Below are 16,181 nucleotides of genomic sequence, written 5' to 3' on the forward strand. Positions count from 1 at the left end.
GACGCCACCGCCTCGGTCGGATCGATGAACAGATCGGTCATGTCAATGTCCTTGTCCCTCGGGCCGCAAAGCGGGTGTCCGAAAAATCGTTCCCTGCGGGCTGTGTATAGATGACTCTCGTCCGCGGAAGGTCGAATTTCGCCGCTGCTGGCACCCAGCTGCGGGGCAGGTTTCCCGCCGCCGCGTAGTACCGGTAGCCGGTATCCTGAGGAACCGTGTTCGACTCGAATCACGCGCTCACGACGCGATATCCGCGGGCACCTTCGCGGCGAGGAAAGCCCGTCCGTTCTCGGCGATCGTCGAGCGATCGAGGCCCGAGCGCCCGATGAAGCCTGCGACGTCGAACTCCGCCATGTCGAACGGGTAATCGGTGCCGCACACGACTCGATTGTCGCCCGCGTGTGTCCGAAGGAGATCCAGTGCCGCGTGGTCGTGGGTGACGGTATCGAAATACGGTGCGCGAAACAGTTCCCGGGGAGAAGTAGCGCTAACCGACCGGACGTCGGCGCGCGCCTCCCACGCATGCTGCCAACGACCCAGAAGGTCTGGGGCGCAGCCGCCTCCGTGTACGAAGCACAGGCGCAGTTCGGGTAGTTCCTCGAGTACGCCGCCGAGAATGCTCGACGCGACTGCTGTCGCAGTTTCAACCGGATTGCCGACAAGGTTCGCCAGGTAGTACCGCGCCCATTCCGGCCTGGGTAGCTGCATCGGATGTACCAGCACCGCCATCCGATGTGTCGACGCCGACTGCAACACTGCGCGTAGTACGCCCGTGTCGAGGGAGGCACCGCGCAGTACCGGGGGTATGGCAATCCCGGCGAGTACGTTCTGCGCTGCCAGAGCGCGTATCTGTTGCTCGGCTGCTTCGGCGTCGTCCAACCGGATGGAGCCGAGGCCTACGATTCGCCCATTCGAGTCCGAGACGATATGGGCGAGAGCATCATTGAACGAATCGGTGTACTCACCGGCGGGCTCCTCGGCGTCGACCGCGAAAGCGAACGGAGGCGGGGACAGCGCCCGCACAGCGATGCCCGATGCATCCATGTCGGCGACGATCGCATCCACGTCGGACATGGCTTCCGTCCGGATCGACAGAGGCACGTCGCCGAGGAACAGTTCACCGTCGCGATCGTGCATGGCGCCGAACGGCGAGTTCGGTGGAAGCCCGAAAAGATCCGTCGGCAACCAATGGGCGTGGACGTCGACCAAATCCGAACTCACGACGAAACCTCCAGTGGCGAGTTGTCGGAGTCGAGATGCTCGACGGTGGTGAACACCAGTTCACCGTCGCCGATGTTTTCGATGTCGTGCAATAGGTATTCGCCTGCTGCGAAATGGAAGTGGCGTGTCTCGCCGGCCGAGTAGGAGACGTCGCGTGTCGTTCCGTCGAAGGTGTGCTGTCTGCTGGTGCCGGCGTTGACTGCCGTCCAGAAGTAGTCCAGCACGTGCCGGTGCGCATGCCAGCGCTCACCTGGCGCCAGGCGGATCTCCCAGACCCGAACCCGGTCGTTCGCGCTCAGTAACCGCGAGCCCACCTCGCCGTCGAAAGCGTGAGTGTCGAATTCAGCACGCAACTCGTCGGACCATCCCTCGAAGTTCTCACCGACGAGGGTTCCCGCCAAGGGAAGATCACTCAGAAAGCCGTTCTTGGTCATGCCAATTCCTTTCGTGTGTTCTTACCGGCCGGGCCCGTACAGCCCGAATCGAAGATCTGGATCTCCTGGGGTCCAGGTGTTGGTGAACTGCGATCGCTCACCCATGGCCTTCACCCTCGCCAACAGGTTGCTGCTCAACTCGAGCTGGCCGGGCTCCCATTTCTCGAGAGCCTCCGCGACGTTGCCCGCCGCTGCGGTCAGCGCCTCGCTCAGCGCCCACGCGTCGGCCGCCGCTTTGGCCGTTCCCGCCGCCGCATGTGGCCTTGCGCCGCAGGCTGCGTCTCCGATGAGAGCGACCCGGCCATCCGCCATCTTCGACGCTCTCGAATCCCAGACGACCTGGATGAACGGTGCCTCGGTTGAGGTGACGACTTCCGCTGCAGCGGGTGCGAGCATTCGCGATGCAGCGTCGCGCATCTCGTCGACGTAGCGGTCCTGGACCTGATGGGGGTGAACGGACACCTTGCCCTGAAATCCGCGTTTGTCGGTCAGCATCTCGTCGAGGTCCGGTCCTTCCGCGACGTTTCGGTACCAGACGTAATTCATCAATCTGTCTCCGACGGCAGTACCGCGCTCGCTCGGAATGGGATACATCGTGATCTGCGAGTTCGGCACGATGTTGTACGTGATCGAATTACGCAGCAACTCGGCGGTCTCGGCGGTCAGCAGGGCTTCGTCGACGGTGCCGCGCCAGCCGATGTAACCGGAGTAGATCAATTCCACGTCTGGGTCGATCCGCGTCCGGTTCGCGGAGGTCACGCCGTCTGCGATGACGAGTAGGTCGGCCTTCTCGCGGCGGCCGCTGACAAACCTCACTGTCACCGAATCGTCGTCCTGGTCGAACCCGCAGGCGAACTCGCCGAGGTGGTAGTGCTCGCGCCCGAAGTCGGCGAGCAACGCGCGGTAGAAGGTGCCCCACGATGTATGTGACCACGACCGTTCGTCACGATCGAGCACGTCGTTGTCCTTGCCGATGTACTGCACCCAATCCGTGGTGGTGCTGACATCCTCCGGCCTTTGCGCGCTACGTTCACGGAACCAGCGGAGGGTGTCCGGTTGGAGAACGATTCCGCCTCCGCGTCCGTCGAGATCGGATGGGGTCCGCTCGAACACGTCGACCTCGAAACCGAGATCTTTCAGGAGTAGCGCCGCGGTCAGGCCGCCGATCGACCCTCCGACGACCACTGCTTTCGATCCAGCGTAAATGCTCATGCCGGTTTTCCTTCCACGGTTGTCGTTGCGGGGTGTTCTGTATGAAACGTTTCGGAAGGCAGTGCTGCGTCACGAGTTTCAGGAGCGAAGTACAGCCCGATGATCGCGATGATTCCCGTCGAGGCGAGCACTGCCGTCGCGATCCCGAGGTTGCCTCCGAACCACGAGGTGGCAATGACTCCCGCGACGAGCGGGCCGGCTGCCGTGATGTAGCGGCCGATGCTGTTGGCGAGCGCAATTCCGCTGGCCCGCATGCTCGGCGAGAACATCTCCGGACCGTAGACGAAGTTGCCGGACAAAGCGCCGAAAAGTCCGAAACCGACAATGGGTATGACGAATAGGTATGTCGTGTAGGAGTGCTCGAACGGGAATAGGTAAACGATACTGAGACCCGACACCACGAAACTGACGAGGAAGGCTTTGCGGCGACCGATAGCGTCGGCGAGGAAACCCCAACTGGCGTACCCGATGATGCCGCCGGCATTGAACAGCATCGACGAGATCGCGACGCGATGATTGGCGATATCTGCAGACAATGAGTCCGCCGAGGACATGTCCCGGATTATCTGGGGGTACCAGGTCGACACGCTCCAGAAGGCGAGGAGCGACCCGGTGGCTAGCGCGGTGCATATCAACGTTGCGCGCAGGTTCGGTGGCGAGAGTAACCGCCGCAGTACGAACTGGTCTTCTGGACGCTGAATCGAGTTGTTCTTCCGAGCCTTTCGGGTGGCGATCACAGTCTTGATCTCCTCCGGCTCTGGGACGTAACGCCTCAGGAACCACACCAGGAATGCGGGGACGACGGCGAGGACGAGCATGAACCGCCAGCCTTGGCTGCTCAGCATGCTGTAGGCGAGAGCTGCGATGAAGAATCCGCCCGCATAGCCCGACATCATCACACCGCCAGCACGAGCGCGGTACCTGTTCTTCCAGACCTCGGCGACCAGTGCCGCACCGACGGGTGCCTCGACACCCGAGCCGAGACCGGCTATGAAACGCAGAATCCCGAGTTGCCACCAGGTGTCCGCGAAGGCCGCGAGTGCGGTGAACAGTGCATAGGTCAGAATCCCGATCGAAAGCACACGGACTCGTCCGAAATAGTCGGCCAACACGCCGAACAGGATTCCGCCGGTGGCCCAGCCTGCGAGGAACAACGCCACGGTCGTGCCGCCGTACAAACCGATATGCGCAGAATTGACGCTGATTCCGGAGTTCGGTAGCAGCTCGGTCATTGCCGGACCGAGCACCAAGGCGTACAAGCTTCCCGCGAAACCATCGAGCGCCCAACCCATTGTGGTTCCGAACAGAACCAACCACTGGACTTTCGTTATTTCTTTGCGCCAGCCCGGTCCGGCCGGCCTATCGATATTCGATGCCATTGTGTGTCCTTCTGTGAAGGGAGGGTCGTCGACCTCTCTCAGTTAAGGCGGCCGGGTGTATCGGATCCGTACCAGTCGACGTTGTCGCTAGCGATACGCGTCACGACAGTCTTGATCGACGTGAAATCGTCGAAAGACTCCGTTCCTGCGTCTTTTCCGGCACCCGATTCCTTGACCCCACCCCAGGGCAGCGACGGTTCGAGGCGGTGGTGGTCGTTGATCCACACCATGCCGGACTCGATCGCATCGGCGACGCGATGTGCCCTGCCGATGTCACGGGTCCACACGCCGGCCCCGAGGCCGAATCGGTTGTCGTTGGCCATCTCGATTGCTTCTTCTTCGCTATCGAAGGGCACGACGACGGCGACCGGGCCGAAAATCTCCTCCTGCGCGACGCGCATCGAGTTGTTGACATCGGCCAGCACTGTCGGGCGCACGTAGAACCCCTCCTTCAGATCGTCGGACATGCTCGGGACGCCGCCGCCTGCCGCCAGACGCGCACCCTCACCGGTACCGATGGCGATGTACTCGAGGACTTTTCGGCGCTGACGGTCACTGATCATCGGACCCATCTGGGTGGACGGTTCAGCCGGATCGCCGAGGCGGATCCGCTCGGCCCGCGAGACCAGCGCTGCGACGAATTCGTCGTGACGACTGCGCTGCACAAGGAATCGCGCGCCGGCCACGCAGGATTGGCCAGAGGCGACGAAGGCTGCGAACGCTGCGCCCTCGGCCGCGGCTGTCGGGTCGTAGTCGTCGAACACGATGACAGGAGTTTTGCCACCGAGTTCGGCTGTGATGCGGGCAAAGCGCCCCGCGGTCGCGACGGCAGCGGAGCGACCGGCTTCAGTACCACCGGTAAGAGTTATCTTCGCGACGTCTTCGTGCTCTGTCAGCCGGATTCCTGCGTCTCTACCTCCGGTCACCACGTTGACGACTCCCTGCGGGATGCCGGCGTCCGTGACGATGCGTGCGATCGCCAGCGTCGTCAACGGCGTCAGTTCGGAGGGCTTGACCACGACCGTGTTTCCGGTTGCCAGTGCCGCGGAGAGGCTTCGCGCGAGGATGAGGGCCGGGTGATTGAACGGAGTGATGATGCCGCACACACCCAACGGGCTACGTCGCTGGTAGGTCAAGTACGGCCCGTCGCTGGGTAGCACTGCGTCGCGCTGGGCGGCGAGAAGGCCTGCGTTGTAGCGAAACCACTCCGGCACACGCGACAACTGCGCACGTGTCTCGGTGATCGGCCTGCCGTTGTTCCGAGTTTCGAGAGTGTAGAGAGTGTCACTTGCCGCCTCGAGTGCATCCGCGGCACGTAACAGAGCCTTCGCGCGGTCGGTGCGACTCATCCTCGGCCACGGCCCGGTTTCGAACGCCGAGCGTGCCGCCGCTACCGCCCGGTCGACATCGACGCCGACACCGTCGGGCACCTTTGCGATCGGAGATCCTGTCGCCGGATTCACGATCGTCAGGTGCCGTCCGCTGTCGGCTTGGATGTCCTTGCCGTCGATGTACATCGAGTACTCGGTCATGGGGTCTCGTTTCGTCTGCGCGGTGTCGTTTGAAGTCAATGACTTGTAAAACATTCTGCGATTCAGGTCACACAGTTACTATGTGGTGACAGACATAGTTATTGCTTGACAATGTCGATTCAGACAAAACGAGGTGCCAAAGCGATGGTCAAGGGTTCGGGGACATCTGCGCACAGGTCGGACTCGTCGTCTGCTTACGAGTTGCCGGAGGTTCGTCGTTGGCTCACGAGCGTTCGCACGATCACGAAAACGGTGGCCACCGGACAGCCGGTGCCCAAAGTCTTGGATCTGATCGCGCAGACCGCAGCGGCGCTGATGGACTACGAATTCTGTGGTGTTCTGATTCCGGATTCCGCCCACCGGACGTTGACGATCGAAGGGGCTAGCGGACTGTCAGCGGGCTACATCGCGCAGGTCAACGCGCATCGCCCCGTTCGACTGGACCAACCTCCGTCCGTCGAGGCGCCCTCGAGCACCGCATTTCGGACCGGGCTGCCGGTGGCCATCGCCGATATCGAGGCCGAACCGCAGTTCGCGCCATGGGGAGGCGTCGCGAAGGAGCAGGGCTACCGCTCGATGATCTCGGTGCCCCTGATGGAGTCGGAGGACGTGGCGATCGGGACGCTCAATTGCTACCGCCGCTCGGTCCACGATTTCGCCCCGCACGAGATCGAGCTGCTGACCATGCTGGCGGACCACGCTGCGATCGCGCTGACCACCTCACGCTTGAGGTCGGAAGAGGCAGCGCGCATGCAGGAACTCGTCGGCCTCAATAAGGAGCTCCACCAGCAGCGCGATCTACTCGAGAAGTCGGAGGACATCCACCGCAGGCTCACCGAGATCGCGCTGCGCGGCGGTGGTGTCCCGGGTATCGCGACTGCGCTGTCGATCCTGATCTCGCGTGCCGTCCTGATCGAGGACTTGAACGGGGGCGTCATCGGTCAGTCGAGCAGGACCGCTGCCTTTCCCGACGATCGGGCGCGTGCAGCCTACGCGAGCGGGGAGGACCTGCAGCACGAGTTCAGCTGCCATTCAGTACGTCTCGCCGAGTCCGAAGTGGCAAGAATGTGGATTTCCCCCGGCAGAACCGCGTTGTCATCGGTCGACGAACGTGCCGTCGAACATGCCGCATTGGTGACCTCACTGGAGGTCCTGCGGAGCCGGACAGCCGACGAGGTGCAGTGGCGATTGCACGGCGATCTGGTCAATGATGTGCTCGGCGGCGTCGGGGACGCCGCCCAGACCGTCGTCGAACGCGCCGCGCGGCTCGGGCACGATTTGACGCTTGCTCATTTCATGGTGGTGGTGGCGCTGAACAAGTCGGACTCAGCGCACACCGACGAGAGATTGCAGCAGGCTGTCAGGCGCGTACATGCATGGGCCGAGACGGTCTCCCCGCGACCTCTAACCGCGCTTCATCGCGACCGTATCGTGGTTCTGGTACCGAACATCGGACAGTCCGCGGTCGCGGTCGCCGCGACTGCCGAAAAGATTCGGAACTTCGTCGCACCGCGCGGATCGGGGGCGGCCGCGACGGCCGTAAACGCCGGACACAGCGTCGCGCTGGACGGGTACGCGCGTCTGCACCGTTCCGCCACCGGCGCGTTGAGCATGCTGGCGCTGATGGGGAGGTCGGACGTGACCGTAGCGCTCGCGGATCTCGGTTTGATGGGGCTGCTGCTCCAGCTCGACGACGCCGAACAGCTTCTGGCCTTCGCCGACCGCACTCTCGGCCCGGTTCGGTCCTACGATGCCGCGAGAAAGACCGACCTGCTGCGCACGCTGCGATCGTTCTTTGCGTGCGGGCTGGCCGTCGCCGACACCGCGCGCACGCTGCACGTTCATCCCAATACGATCGGGCAACGGCTCCGGCGGATCCAATCTCTCACCGGGATGGATCTGTCTCGACCCGACCACGCGATGGAAATCGCGGCTGCGTTGACGGTGGGCGACGTGGGCGACTCGACGGTGACGGCGTGATCCTGCCGTTTTATGGATAACACGATCGAAAAATGCGATCGTAGCTATTGTGGATGAACGACAACTTGAATACTTCGTCGGCGTGGCCGAAGAACTCAACTTCACTCGCGCCGCCGGGAGGATGTCCGTCGTTCAATCTACCGTGTCTGCCAGTGTCCGTGCGTTGGAGAAGGACCTGGCAACGCAACTCCTGGACCGCACCGGCAAGCAAGTGCGGTTGACCGAAGCCGGGCGGGCCTTTCTTCCCGAAGCCAAGGCGGCGCTCGTCGTGCTCGACCGTGCGCGCGCCGTCGTCCGCGAAACCGACACCGGACTTCGCGGCGCCTTACGTGTCGGCACCCTCAGCGGCATGACGGCGCTCGACACACCGGGACTCGCCCGGCAATTCTCACAGCTGCATCCGCACGTGAACTTCTACCTCGAGACCTCACCGAGCGGATCGTCCGGTTTGCTCGACAAGATTCGGGACGCGACGCTCGACGTGGGTTTCGTCAGCATCGTCCGCCCCTCGGACTTCGTCGGAGTCGAGTCACGTCCGCTACGGACGTTGCCGCTGAGAGTGCTTCTTTCTCCCGGCCATCCGCTGAGTGATCGTGCGTCCGTGCGCCTGTCGGATATCGCGTCGGACCCTTTTGTGGAAATGCCGAGGGGCTTCGGTATCCGCACGCTGGTCGATGACGAGTTTCGACGACTTGGACAGGTACGCAATATCGCAGTGCAGGTCGCGGACCTGACGACGATCCCGGATTTCGTGGCTGCCGGGTTGGGAACCGCCATCGTGCCCGATCTGACACGGTCCTCCCATTTGCGTCTGACCTCGGTCGCGCTCACTGGCTCCGATCTCCTGTGGACTTTGTCCGCCGCCTGGCGAGCAGGCACTCCCCCTTCACGTGCAGCCCAAGCTGTACTCGCGCTCGCCCCGCAGTTCCTGTCCGAGCAGTGGGTCTACTAAGAATATGATCAGAGCTGTGACGCCAGTCCGGCAATACGGGCCACCGTCAGTGCCGAGGTGATCCGCAACAGATCTCGCGGGCGACCGAGCTTCGTTCCGGTCAGACTCTCGAACCGTCGGACGCGTTGCGCGACTGTGTTGGGATGCAGGTGCAGTTCCGTCGCCACCGCTCGCCGGTCCAGATCCTGATCCAGCAGTACACGTACTGTCCGCAGAAGGTCGGTGCCGTGCTCATGGTCGTAGTCGATCGCAGCCCCTAGGGTGGCTCGCGCGAATGCGCACAGTGCCGTCGAATCGTCCAGTTTCAGTAACAGGTGGTCTATGTCGATCTCGCGAAGATCGACGACGCCGGTGCCGTCGCTCAGATCCAGCGCACCGCGCAAGGTGCGGAACAGGGCGGGCAGCCGCTCCGACGGTTCGGCTGCGGTTACTCCCCCGTGTACTCGGCGAGATCCACCGCTTCCGGCGATGGAGGCGAGCACCCGAGACGCGAACGTCGCGACGTCGCCTGCTGACTCCGGCCAGACGATTACGAAGTCACCGCGGTACGACGCTGCCAGCGGCCGAGGCGACTCGCGCGCCACGAAGCGGTCTGCCGCAGCGAGGAGTTCGTCGGTCGTCGGGTGCGACCGCTCGGTACCTCGTAGGGCGATCAGGTGATGGTTGCCGGACAGGTCCCACCCCAATCGGCGTGCCCGGGTGAGCAATTCGGCCATGACTTGGCCGTTGGAATTCAACAGGTCGGCCAGCAGAGAGCCACGCATTCTCTGTTCGACTTCCGCTGCGGTGCGAGCGCGCAACAGTTCGAGAGCGGTCACCACCGCTGCGTGTTCTATGGCTCGTATGTCGAGGTGGGACAGCACAGTCCGCTTCGTGTCGACACGAATGTACGCGACCACCTGCCCGTCGAGCAGAACTCCGGTAACCGTCGTGTCGTCCGGCCCGCGCATTACACCGCCGTCGCGAAGTTCGAGATCTGAGACATCGGCAGTCGAGACAGTCTCGCTCCCGCTGAGGCGCATCCCGTAGACGTCGTCGATTGCGACATCGCGGCCGAGCAGGTCCGCCAGTGTGGAGGCGACCCCCGACGTTCCTTCTCCGCGTAGAGCTATTGCCGTCAGGAGGTCGTGCACTTCCTCTGCCCGCCGCAGTTCGTGGATCGTGTCCTGTTCGCTCACTCGCAGCTGCGCTGTTCCCAGCGCGACAGCCACTTGTGTCGCCATCGCGTTCACCAGGCTGACCTCGGCTTGCTCGAATCGGTGCGGGTTAGCGTGGTACCCGTTCAAGGCGCCGATTACCCGCCCACTTCGTCGAAGCGGGACAGAGATCAGCGCGCGGTACCCTTGTTCGTAGGCGACGCCGCCCCACGGCCCGATACTCGGGGCCTCGTCGATGTCCTCGATCGCGATGTCTTCGATCGCGACGACCTCGCCGGTGCGGAACGCAATGCTCGTCGGCGCTTCGTCCGCACCCCGCACGTCGAGCAGGATAGGCCGGTTGGCGTTGACCTGATCGATGTAGTCAGCAGACAGTCCGTGCGACCCGACGATGGTCAGCGCGCGCCCGCCGGCTTCGGGCAAGAATACCGCGCAGAAGTCGTATCCGAGCAAGTCACATGCAGTGAACGCGACGCGCTCGAGCAGGGCGGCCACTGGCTCGTCCCCGCCGACGGCTTCTCCGATGTCTGCCAGAGCGTCCAACCATCGTTGCAGTTGCGCGTCGGACCGAGGTGTTTCCGCGAACATGGGACTTAGCCTAAGAGTGTGTCGCAGACACATTGTCTGATTTCACCGATCCGCGCACTGTGAAAGAACGCGGTGACACCGGTCACACGCTCGAAGCAAGGAGGCACCCGTGCGGTTACCCCCACGCACCGGAGCATGGCGCATCGTCGTAGCTGTTGCACTGGCCACTGTTGCGGCGTCCGTCGTCACGACGGGATGCTCGGCGGGACTGGGCGGCCCGCCCTCGTCGCGGGCCGCGGTCGACGGTGAAATTCGATTCACCTTCGCCCCGGACCCGATCTGGGACTACATGAACGAGACGGGAATTGTCGACGAGTGGCAGGACGACACCGGATACACCATCGACACCAGTGCCACATGGGACGAGTTCGGCCTGTTCGCCGGCGGACACGCCGACATCATCTCGACGGCCTCGTTCGAGGTTCCCTACCTCGAGGAACAGACCCAGCGAGAGACGGTCATCATCGGTCGCTACAACGCCGAGCGCAGCCGCATCTTGATCCGCGAGGACGATACCGCGCAGTCGGTGGAGGATCTGCGGGGTAAAAGAATCGGCGTGTTCACCACCGTGTCCGGAACCTTGGTGTGGAGCGCCTTGATCAAGCAGATGCACGAGCTGAACTTGGTCGACGCCGCCGACGGCGACAGCGACTTCGAGATCGTCGTCGCCGATATCCAGAACCTGTCGAACCTGTTGGCACGTGGCGAGATCGACGCCTGCGTCTGCTACCCGGACCTCTCTGCACGCGAATTGCGGGACGGATCGGTCAAGCCGCTCTACGACGGTAAGTCTTCCGCGAACCTCTTCGCCGAGCTGGATGCCCCAGGGCACGATGGTCCGATGGGCAATGTCTTTGTCGCTCGGGCCGATTGGGTGAAGGACAACTCCGAAGAGGTGTCGGCGTTTCTCGACCTGTGGAATCGCGGACTCGCCGAGTGGCGAAGCCATCGGGACGAGATCATCGAACGCTACCCACAGCATTTCGCCGTATCGACAAACGAGGACATCGATTTCATGAAACAGTATGTGAACGAACATGACTGGATCGTCGACTCGGTTCGATTCGACCAACAGTGGGCAGAGGACGAAAGCTCGGTCTTCGACCTGATGCGGTCCACGGACATCATTGGCGACGACATCAGCGAACCGACGTTTCTGCCGAGCGAAGAGGTCAGTCGATGACGCAGATCATCGCGCCCCCGGAACGGCAACAAGGTACGCAGGTAGGCCATTCCCGGTGGGGAGTGCGCACACGCACCCGACAGAACGGACCCCGCCGCTGGGTCGTCTCGGGCGTCACGCTGATCGTCGCGGTCGGGGTCTGGGCGCTGATCGCGGCACGGGTCGACGATCCGATCCTCCCGCGGCCCGGCGCCGTTGCGGCACAGATCGTCGACATCGTGTTGTCGGGAGAAGCGTTCACCAACTTCGCATCAAGTATCTCGAAGATCGCCGCTGGTTTCCTGATTGCCATGGTGGGAGGCTTGCTCGTCGGATTCGTTATGGGCCGCAGCAAGTTCATGGCGTCCTACTTCTCGCTACCGCTGTTCGTACTGGGTAACATGCCCGGTCTGACGTACGCCGTGTTCGGCCTGCTCATCTTCGGCGTCGGTGCCGGCGGCCCCATCGTCGTATCCGCCTTGGTGGCATTGCCATTCATCGCGATGAACGTCGCGGAAGGCGTTCGCTCGGTCGACGGCAACCTGCTGGCGATGTGTCAGGCTTTCGAACGCCACAAGCGGGACGTGCTTCGTCACCTCTATCTGCCCGCTCTCGCCACCTTCGTCTTTGCTGGGGTGCGCTACGGATTCGCGATGGCGTGGAAGGTCGAAGCGCTCACGGAAGTGTTCGGTGCCAGCGACGGCGTCGGTTTCATGATTCGCAAGGCCTATCAGGAGTTTCACATCGCGGACATGCTCGCGTGGACCGCACTGTTCGTCCTCACCATGATCGTGATCGAGCGCGGACTCGCAATTCTGGAAACTCGATTCTTCGCATGGCGAAAGGAACTCGCATGAGTACGACTACCGCATCGACGATTCCAGGCTGGCGACGCCACGCCCGAAGCCAAGGATCGTCGGTCGTCGCCACGACCGTAGCGGTGCTCAGCATCCTGGCCGTGTGGCAGGTCGCCGTCGTCGTCGGGAATCGAGTTCCGTCCCCGGCTCAGAGCGTCGACCGCCTCGTCTCCGAGGCTGCGATAGGCGAACTCTGGCACAACCTGGCCATCAGCATGAACCGCTTTCTGCTGGGTCTGGTACTCGCGTTGGTGGTGGGCACGGCAATCGGCGTCCTCATGGGGATGTCGAAACTCGCCGACCTCGCTTTGTCCGACCTGAACGCCGCCGCCCTGGCCATTCCGGCCGTCATCTGGGCCTTGTTGACGACGATGTGGTTCGGATTCGGTTGGCTGACATCGGTGGTGACGGTGTTCCTGTCCGGACTACCGTTCGTGGTAGTCAACATTGCCAAGGCCACCCGTGCGGTCCCCGCCGATCTGATTTTGATGTCCCGCGCATTCGGTGTTCCGCGGGCCGGGGTTCTGCGCCACATCGTGGCGCCTGCCGTCGCCGGCTCGACGGTCGCCGCGGTCCGATTCGCCATCATGAGCGCCTGGAACGGATTGTTGCTGGCCGAATGGTTCGGCGCCACATCGGGTGTCGGGTGGCGCTCGCGGTATTGGTACGACGCCAACCAGCTCGACGGCTTCTTCGCGTGGGTCCTGGTATTCATTCTGCTGCTGGTGATCGCCGACCTGCTGGTGCTCGGACCGATCGAACGGTACGTCTCCCGCTGGCGCACGGCGTAACGACCTCAACTACACGAGAGTAAGTGAACTGCAATGGCTTCCATCGAAATCAAAGAACTAGTCAAAGACTTCCACGACCGTCAGGGCAACAGCACCCGCGTCATCGACGGCATCGATCTGACCATCTCCGGCGAGACGTTCGTCTCGGTCGTCGGGCCGTCGGGCAGCGGCAAGACGACGTTGCTCAACATCGTCTCGGGTATCGAGACGCACACCTCCGGATCGGTCGACCTGCGTTCCGGAGGCCGCGACGCCCGCGTCGGCTACGTCTTCCAGGATCCTCGGCTTCTGCCGTGGCGCACCGTGATGGCCAATCTCGGCTTCGTGCAACACGAGCGCGAAGGCTGGGAAGATCGCGCCCGCCACTATCTCGATCTGGTTGGGCTGAGCCACTGCGCCGATCGCTACCCCTCACAGCTGTCCGGTGGGCAACAACAGCGCATCGGAATCGCCCGCGCGTTCGCCGTCGAACCGGATGTTCTGCTCATGGACGAGCCCTTTTCCCACCTCGATGCGATGACATCGCGGACGCTGCGCGAGCATCTGGAACGGATCTGGTTGGAATCTCGTCGTACCGTCATGTTCGTCACCCATGACGTCACCGAAGCCGTTCAATTGTCCGATCGCATCATCGTTCTCGCTCCCGGCGGACGAATTCACGAGATCATCGACGTCGATCTACCCCGCCCACGCAAAGCTTCCGACCCTGCAGTCGCGGTTCTGCAGGCAGAGGTCCTCGCGCGTTTCGAAGCGCTCGAGCGCGGGCAGGTGGAGGCAGTATGAGCAAGGATTGGTCAGGAAATCGCGCCATCGTGGTCGGTGGTTCGATCGGAGGTTTGACCGCTGCACTCCTGCTGCGCCGACTGGGATTCGAGGTATCGGTGTACGAACGTACACCCACGAGCCTCGACGGTCGCGGCGGCGGAATAGTCCTCCAGCCGGACACGATCCGATGGTTCGCCGAATGCAGCTCGATGCAACCCGAACAGGTCAGCACCACAACGAGATACGTGCAGTACCTCGACTCGAACGACACGATCGTTCACCGCGACGAAGCTCGGTGGAGTTACACCTCCTGGGGGACTTTCTATCTGCGCGCTGCTGTCAGATTTCGGTTCCGATCACTACCACTTGGGCGAGTACGCATCAGGGTTCGACGAGAATGCAGACGATGTGGAGGTTCGATTCGCGTCGGGCGCCCGCCGACGCGCGGAACTCGTGGTCTTCGCGGACGGCATCACCTCACCGAGCCGCCGACGTATCTCGCCGAACTCCGAGCTCGAGTACTCAGGCTACGTCGGGTAGCGCGGTGCTGTTCCCGAATCGGAAGTGTCCGCCGGGACGTTCGAATTGCTCCACGACGCAATCACATACAGCGTTGCACCTCACACCCATATCAACGTCTACCCCATCCCCTCCGGAGACGGTGGACTCGCAGTGGGCGAGCGGCTGCTGAATTACGTCTGGTACCGCAACGTTGAGGAAGGACACGAGCTCGACGAACTCATGACCGACAAACGCGGCTTCGCGGCGAAGGTGTCACTACATCCCGGTGCGGTCCAGGATCGCTATATCGACGAGATGCGCTCGGCGGCATCCGATCTTCTAGCCCCCGCCGCCGCCGAAGTGGTCCTGCGGACCGAGCAGCCCTACCTCCAAGCGGTGTATGACGCCGGGGCCGACAAGATGGCGTGCGGGCGGGTAGCCATGATCGGCGCCGCCGCCGGCGACGCCCGTCCGCACGCAGCGGCCGGAACGGCCAAAGCCGCCGCCAACGCCTGGGCCCTGTTCGACGCGCTCTCCAGCGCCGGAGACATCGCCGAAGCACTGGCCAAGTGGGAGCCCGGTCAGCTCGAACTCGGACGCCAACTGCTCAGCAGGGTGAAGTCGATGGGAGCGCGATCTCAATTCGACTGCACCTGGACCCCAGGTGACCCGGACCTGCGGTTCGGTTTGTACGGCCCCGGCCACTGATGCCGGTGCACTACGGGCACCTCGCCGGAGTCCTAAAGCGCACCTTACGGCTTGGGGCTTATATAATAGTGATCTACGTCTCCATCTGCTTCATTGCAGGCAATGCTCGAATGGAAGGACGAATCGGCATGTGGAACCTTTTTCTGAAGAGCATGAGGTTTGGGCCCTACTCGCACCTGCTCGACGGGGCGGATTCGCGGCGCGCGCCCCTGTGTGCAATATCGGGATGGGCCGTGGCGCATGGGGGAGACTCCGAATGTTTTCAGGTTGCCAGCCCGACCAACTTGGTTACGGACGATGCTGTCAGGATGTCCTGACGACCGTCGCCGCGGCGCCGGGATAGAGCACGTGGTTCACGCCGCCTCGGAGTCGTTGTCGTCCAGGAGGTGGAGGGCGCGTATTAGAAGCTGCTCGATCCGGTCCTCGACGCCGTCGACGAGATCAGGGACATCCGCCATGGCCACATACGCCAGACTGCGCGCCTACACACCGCGTTCGTAGTATCGCGGATCGTGGTTGACCAGAACCGGCTCGACGACAGGCGCTTTCGTAAGGCCTTGTTGGCTCTCGTCGTCGATACGACCGTGATCGGGTCTCCGTGCCTTCCGAAGGCGGTTCGTCGGTGAGATACGCGTGGACGACCGCGGCGACAGCTTGCGCCTCATCGGGTCGGGCGGGAACGGCACGTGTCCCCACTGATCAATCGGAACCGCCACCGGCCCAGGTCGTTTGCGGCTCCTTCCTCATGTCAGGAATCCTGTTGTGCTGCAGTTGTCCTGCGAGCAGAGCCGTGGAGGCGTTCGGCGCGGAAAGTGATCCGTTCTGTCCGGGCGGAGTCGAGAGCGAGCCGAATCGACCTCGTTCGGCCAGGACGACGCGTCCCGCGTCGACGTGCTGGCGGTTGATCGCCGAGACAAGACGTCGCTGCACGGTTCGCCCGGG

General features: G+C 63.0%; 14 protein-coding genes. 8 read left to right on the top strand and 6 right to left on the bottom strand.

Annotated elements, in window-relative coordinates; genetic code table 11:
- Positions 1–237 precede the first annotated feature (237 nt).
- Genes HQ354_RS07075 through HQ354_RS07095 form a run of 5 tightly spaced genes read right to left on the bottom strand, consistent with a single transcriptional unit; the run spans position 238 to position 5,763 of the window.
- The gene (locus HQ354_RS07075) at positions 238–1,221 is read right to left on the bottom strand and encodes an amidohydrolase family protein (protein ID WP_068423374.1); all 984 of its coding nucleotides are present in this window, start codon (positions 1,219–1,221) and stop codon (positions 238–240) included.
- Positions 1,218–1,655, bottom strand: coding sequence for a hypothetical protein (locus HQ354_RS07080; RefSeq protein WP_068423373.1), 438 nt, complete (start codon positions 1,653–1,655; stop codon positions 1,218–1,220). The genes HQ354_RS07075 and HQ354_RS07080 overlap by 4 nt, the downstream gene beginning before the upstream one ends.
- 21 nt (positions 1,656–1,676) lie before the next feature.
- Positions 1,677–2,867 (bottom strand): FAD binding domain-containing protein, encoded by a 1,191-nt coding sequence (locus tag HQ354_RS07085; RefSeq protein WP_068423372.1) that lies wholly within the window; start codon positions 2,865–2,867, stop codon positions 1,677–1,679.
- Positions 2,864–4,246, bottom strand: coding sequence for an MFS transporter (locus tag HQ354_RS07090; RefSeq protein ID WP_222634358.1), 1,383 nt, complete (start codon positions 4,244–4,246; stop codon positions 2,864–2,866). Before HQ354_RS07090 ends, HQ354_RS07085 begins: the two co-directional genes overlap by 4 nt.
- A gap of 38 nt (positions 4,247–4,284) precedes the next feature.
- On the bottom strand, positions 4,285–5,763 hold the full coding sequence (locus HQ354_RS07095; protein WP_261768551.1) for an aldehyde dehydrogenase: 1,479 nt from the start codon (positions 5,761–5,763) through the stop codon (positions 4,285–4,287).
- Between the two features lie 285 nt (positions 5,764–6,048).
- Here HQ354_RS07095 and HQ354_RS07100 point away from each other — a divergent pair, with 285 nt between their 5' ends.
- Together HQ354_RS07100 and HQ354_RS07105 are read left to right on the top strand one after the other, a co-directional pair.
- Positions 6,049–7,758: a helix-turn-helix domain-containing protein gene (locus tag HQ354_RS07100; RefSeq protein ID WP_167674242.1), complete on the top strand. Its 1,710-nt coding sequence runs from the start codon at positions 6,049–6,051 to the stop codon at positions 7,756–7,758.
- A 49-nt stretch (positions 7,759–7,807) separates the two neighbouring features.
- The gene (locus HQ354_RS07105) at positions 7,808–8,710 is read left to right on the top strand and encodes a LysR family transcriptional regulator (protein ID WP_068423369.1); all 903 of its coding nucleotides are present in this window, start codon (positions 7,808–7,810) and stop codon (positions 8,708–8,710) included.
- Positions 8,711–8,718: 8 nt separating this feature from the next.
- Here the strand turns inward: HQ354_RS07105 and HQ354_RS07110 are convergent, their stop codons facing one another.
- Positions 8,719–10,455, bottom strand: coding sequence for a GAF domain-containing protein (locus HQ354_RS07110; RefSeq protein WP_068423368.1), 1,737 nt, complete (start codon positions 10,453–10,455; stop codon positions 8,719–8,721).
- Between the two features lie 109 nt (positions 10,456–10,564).
- Between HQ354_RS07110 and HQ354_RS07115 the strand changes: the two genes are divergently transcribed.
- The 6 genes from HQ354_RS07115 to HQ354_RS25875 are packed head-to-tail and all read left to right on the top strand — an operon-like array spanning position 10,565 to position 15,239.
- Entirely contained in the window at positions 10,565–11,638 is a 1,074-nt protein-coding gene (locus tag HQ354_RS07115; protein WP_068423367.1) for an ABC transporter substrate-binding protein, read from the top strand.
- Complete coding sequence (locus HQ354_RS07120; protein WP_084423619.1) at positions 11,635–12,474, top strand: ABC transporter permease; 840 nt, start codon at positions 11,635–11,637, stop codon at positions 12,472–12,474. Before HQ354_RS07115 ends, HQ354_RS07120 begins: the two co-directional genes overlap by 4 nt.
- Entirely contained in the window at positions 12,471–13,265 is a 795-nt protein-coding gene (locus tag HQ354_RS07125) for an ABC transporter permease (RefSeq protein ID WP_068423366.1), read from the top strand. The genes HQ354_RS07120 and HQ354_RS07125 overlap by 4 nt, the downstream gene beginning before the upstream one ends.
- Before the next feature lie 33 nt (positions 13,266–13,298).
- The gene (locus HQ354_RS07130; RefSeq protein WP_068423365.1) at positions 13,299–14,048 is read left to right on the top strand and encodes an ABC transporter ATP-binding protein; all 750 of its coding nucleotides are present in this window, start codon (positions 13,299–13,301) and stop codon (positions 14,046–14,048) included.
- The gene (locus HQ354_RS25870; protein ID WP_308115136.1) at positions 14,045–14,746 is read left to right on the top strand and encodes an NAD(P)-binding protein; all 702 of its coding nucleotides are present in this window, start codon (positions 14,045–14,047) and stop codon (positions 14,744–14,746) included. Before HQ354_RS07130 ends, HQ354_RS25870 begins: the two co-directional genes overlap by 4 nt.
- Positions 14,631–15,239, top strand: a complete 609-nt coding sequence (locus HQ354_RS25875) for a hypothetical protein (protein WP_374107307.1) — start codon at positions 14,631–14,633, stop codon at positions 15,237–15,239. Before HQ354_RS25870 ends, HQ354_RS25875 begins: the two co-directional genes overlap by 116 nt.
- The last annotated feature ends 942 nt before the right edge of the window (positions 15,240–16,181 follow it).

The sequence above is a fragment of the Rhodococcus sp. BP-261 genome (assembly GCF_019835205.1).
Classification (GTDB): Bacteria; Actinomycetota; Actinomycetes; order Mycobacteriales; family Mycobacteriaceae; genus Rhodococcoides; species Rhodococcoides kyotonensis_B.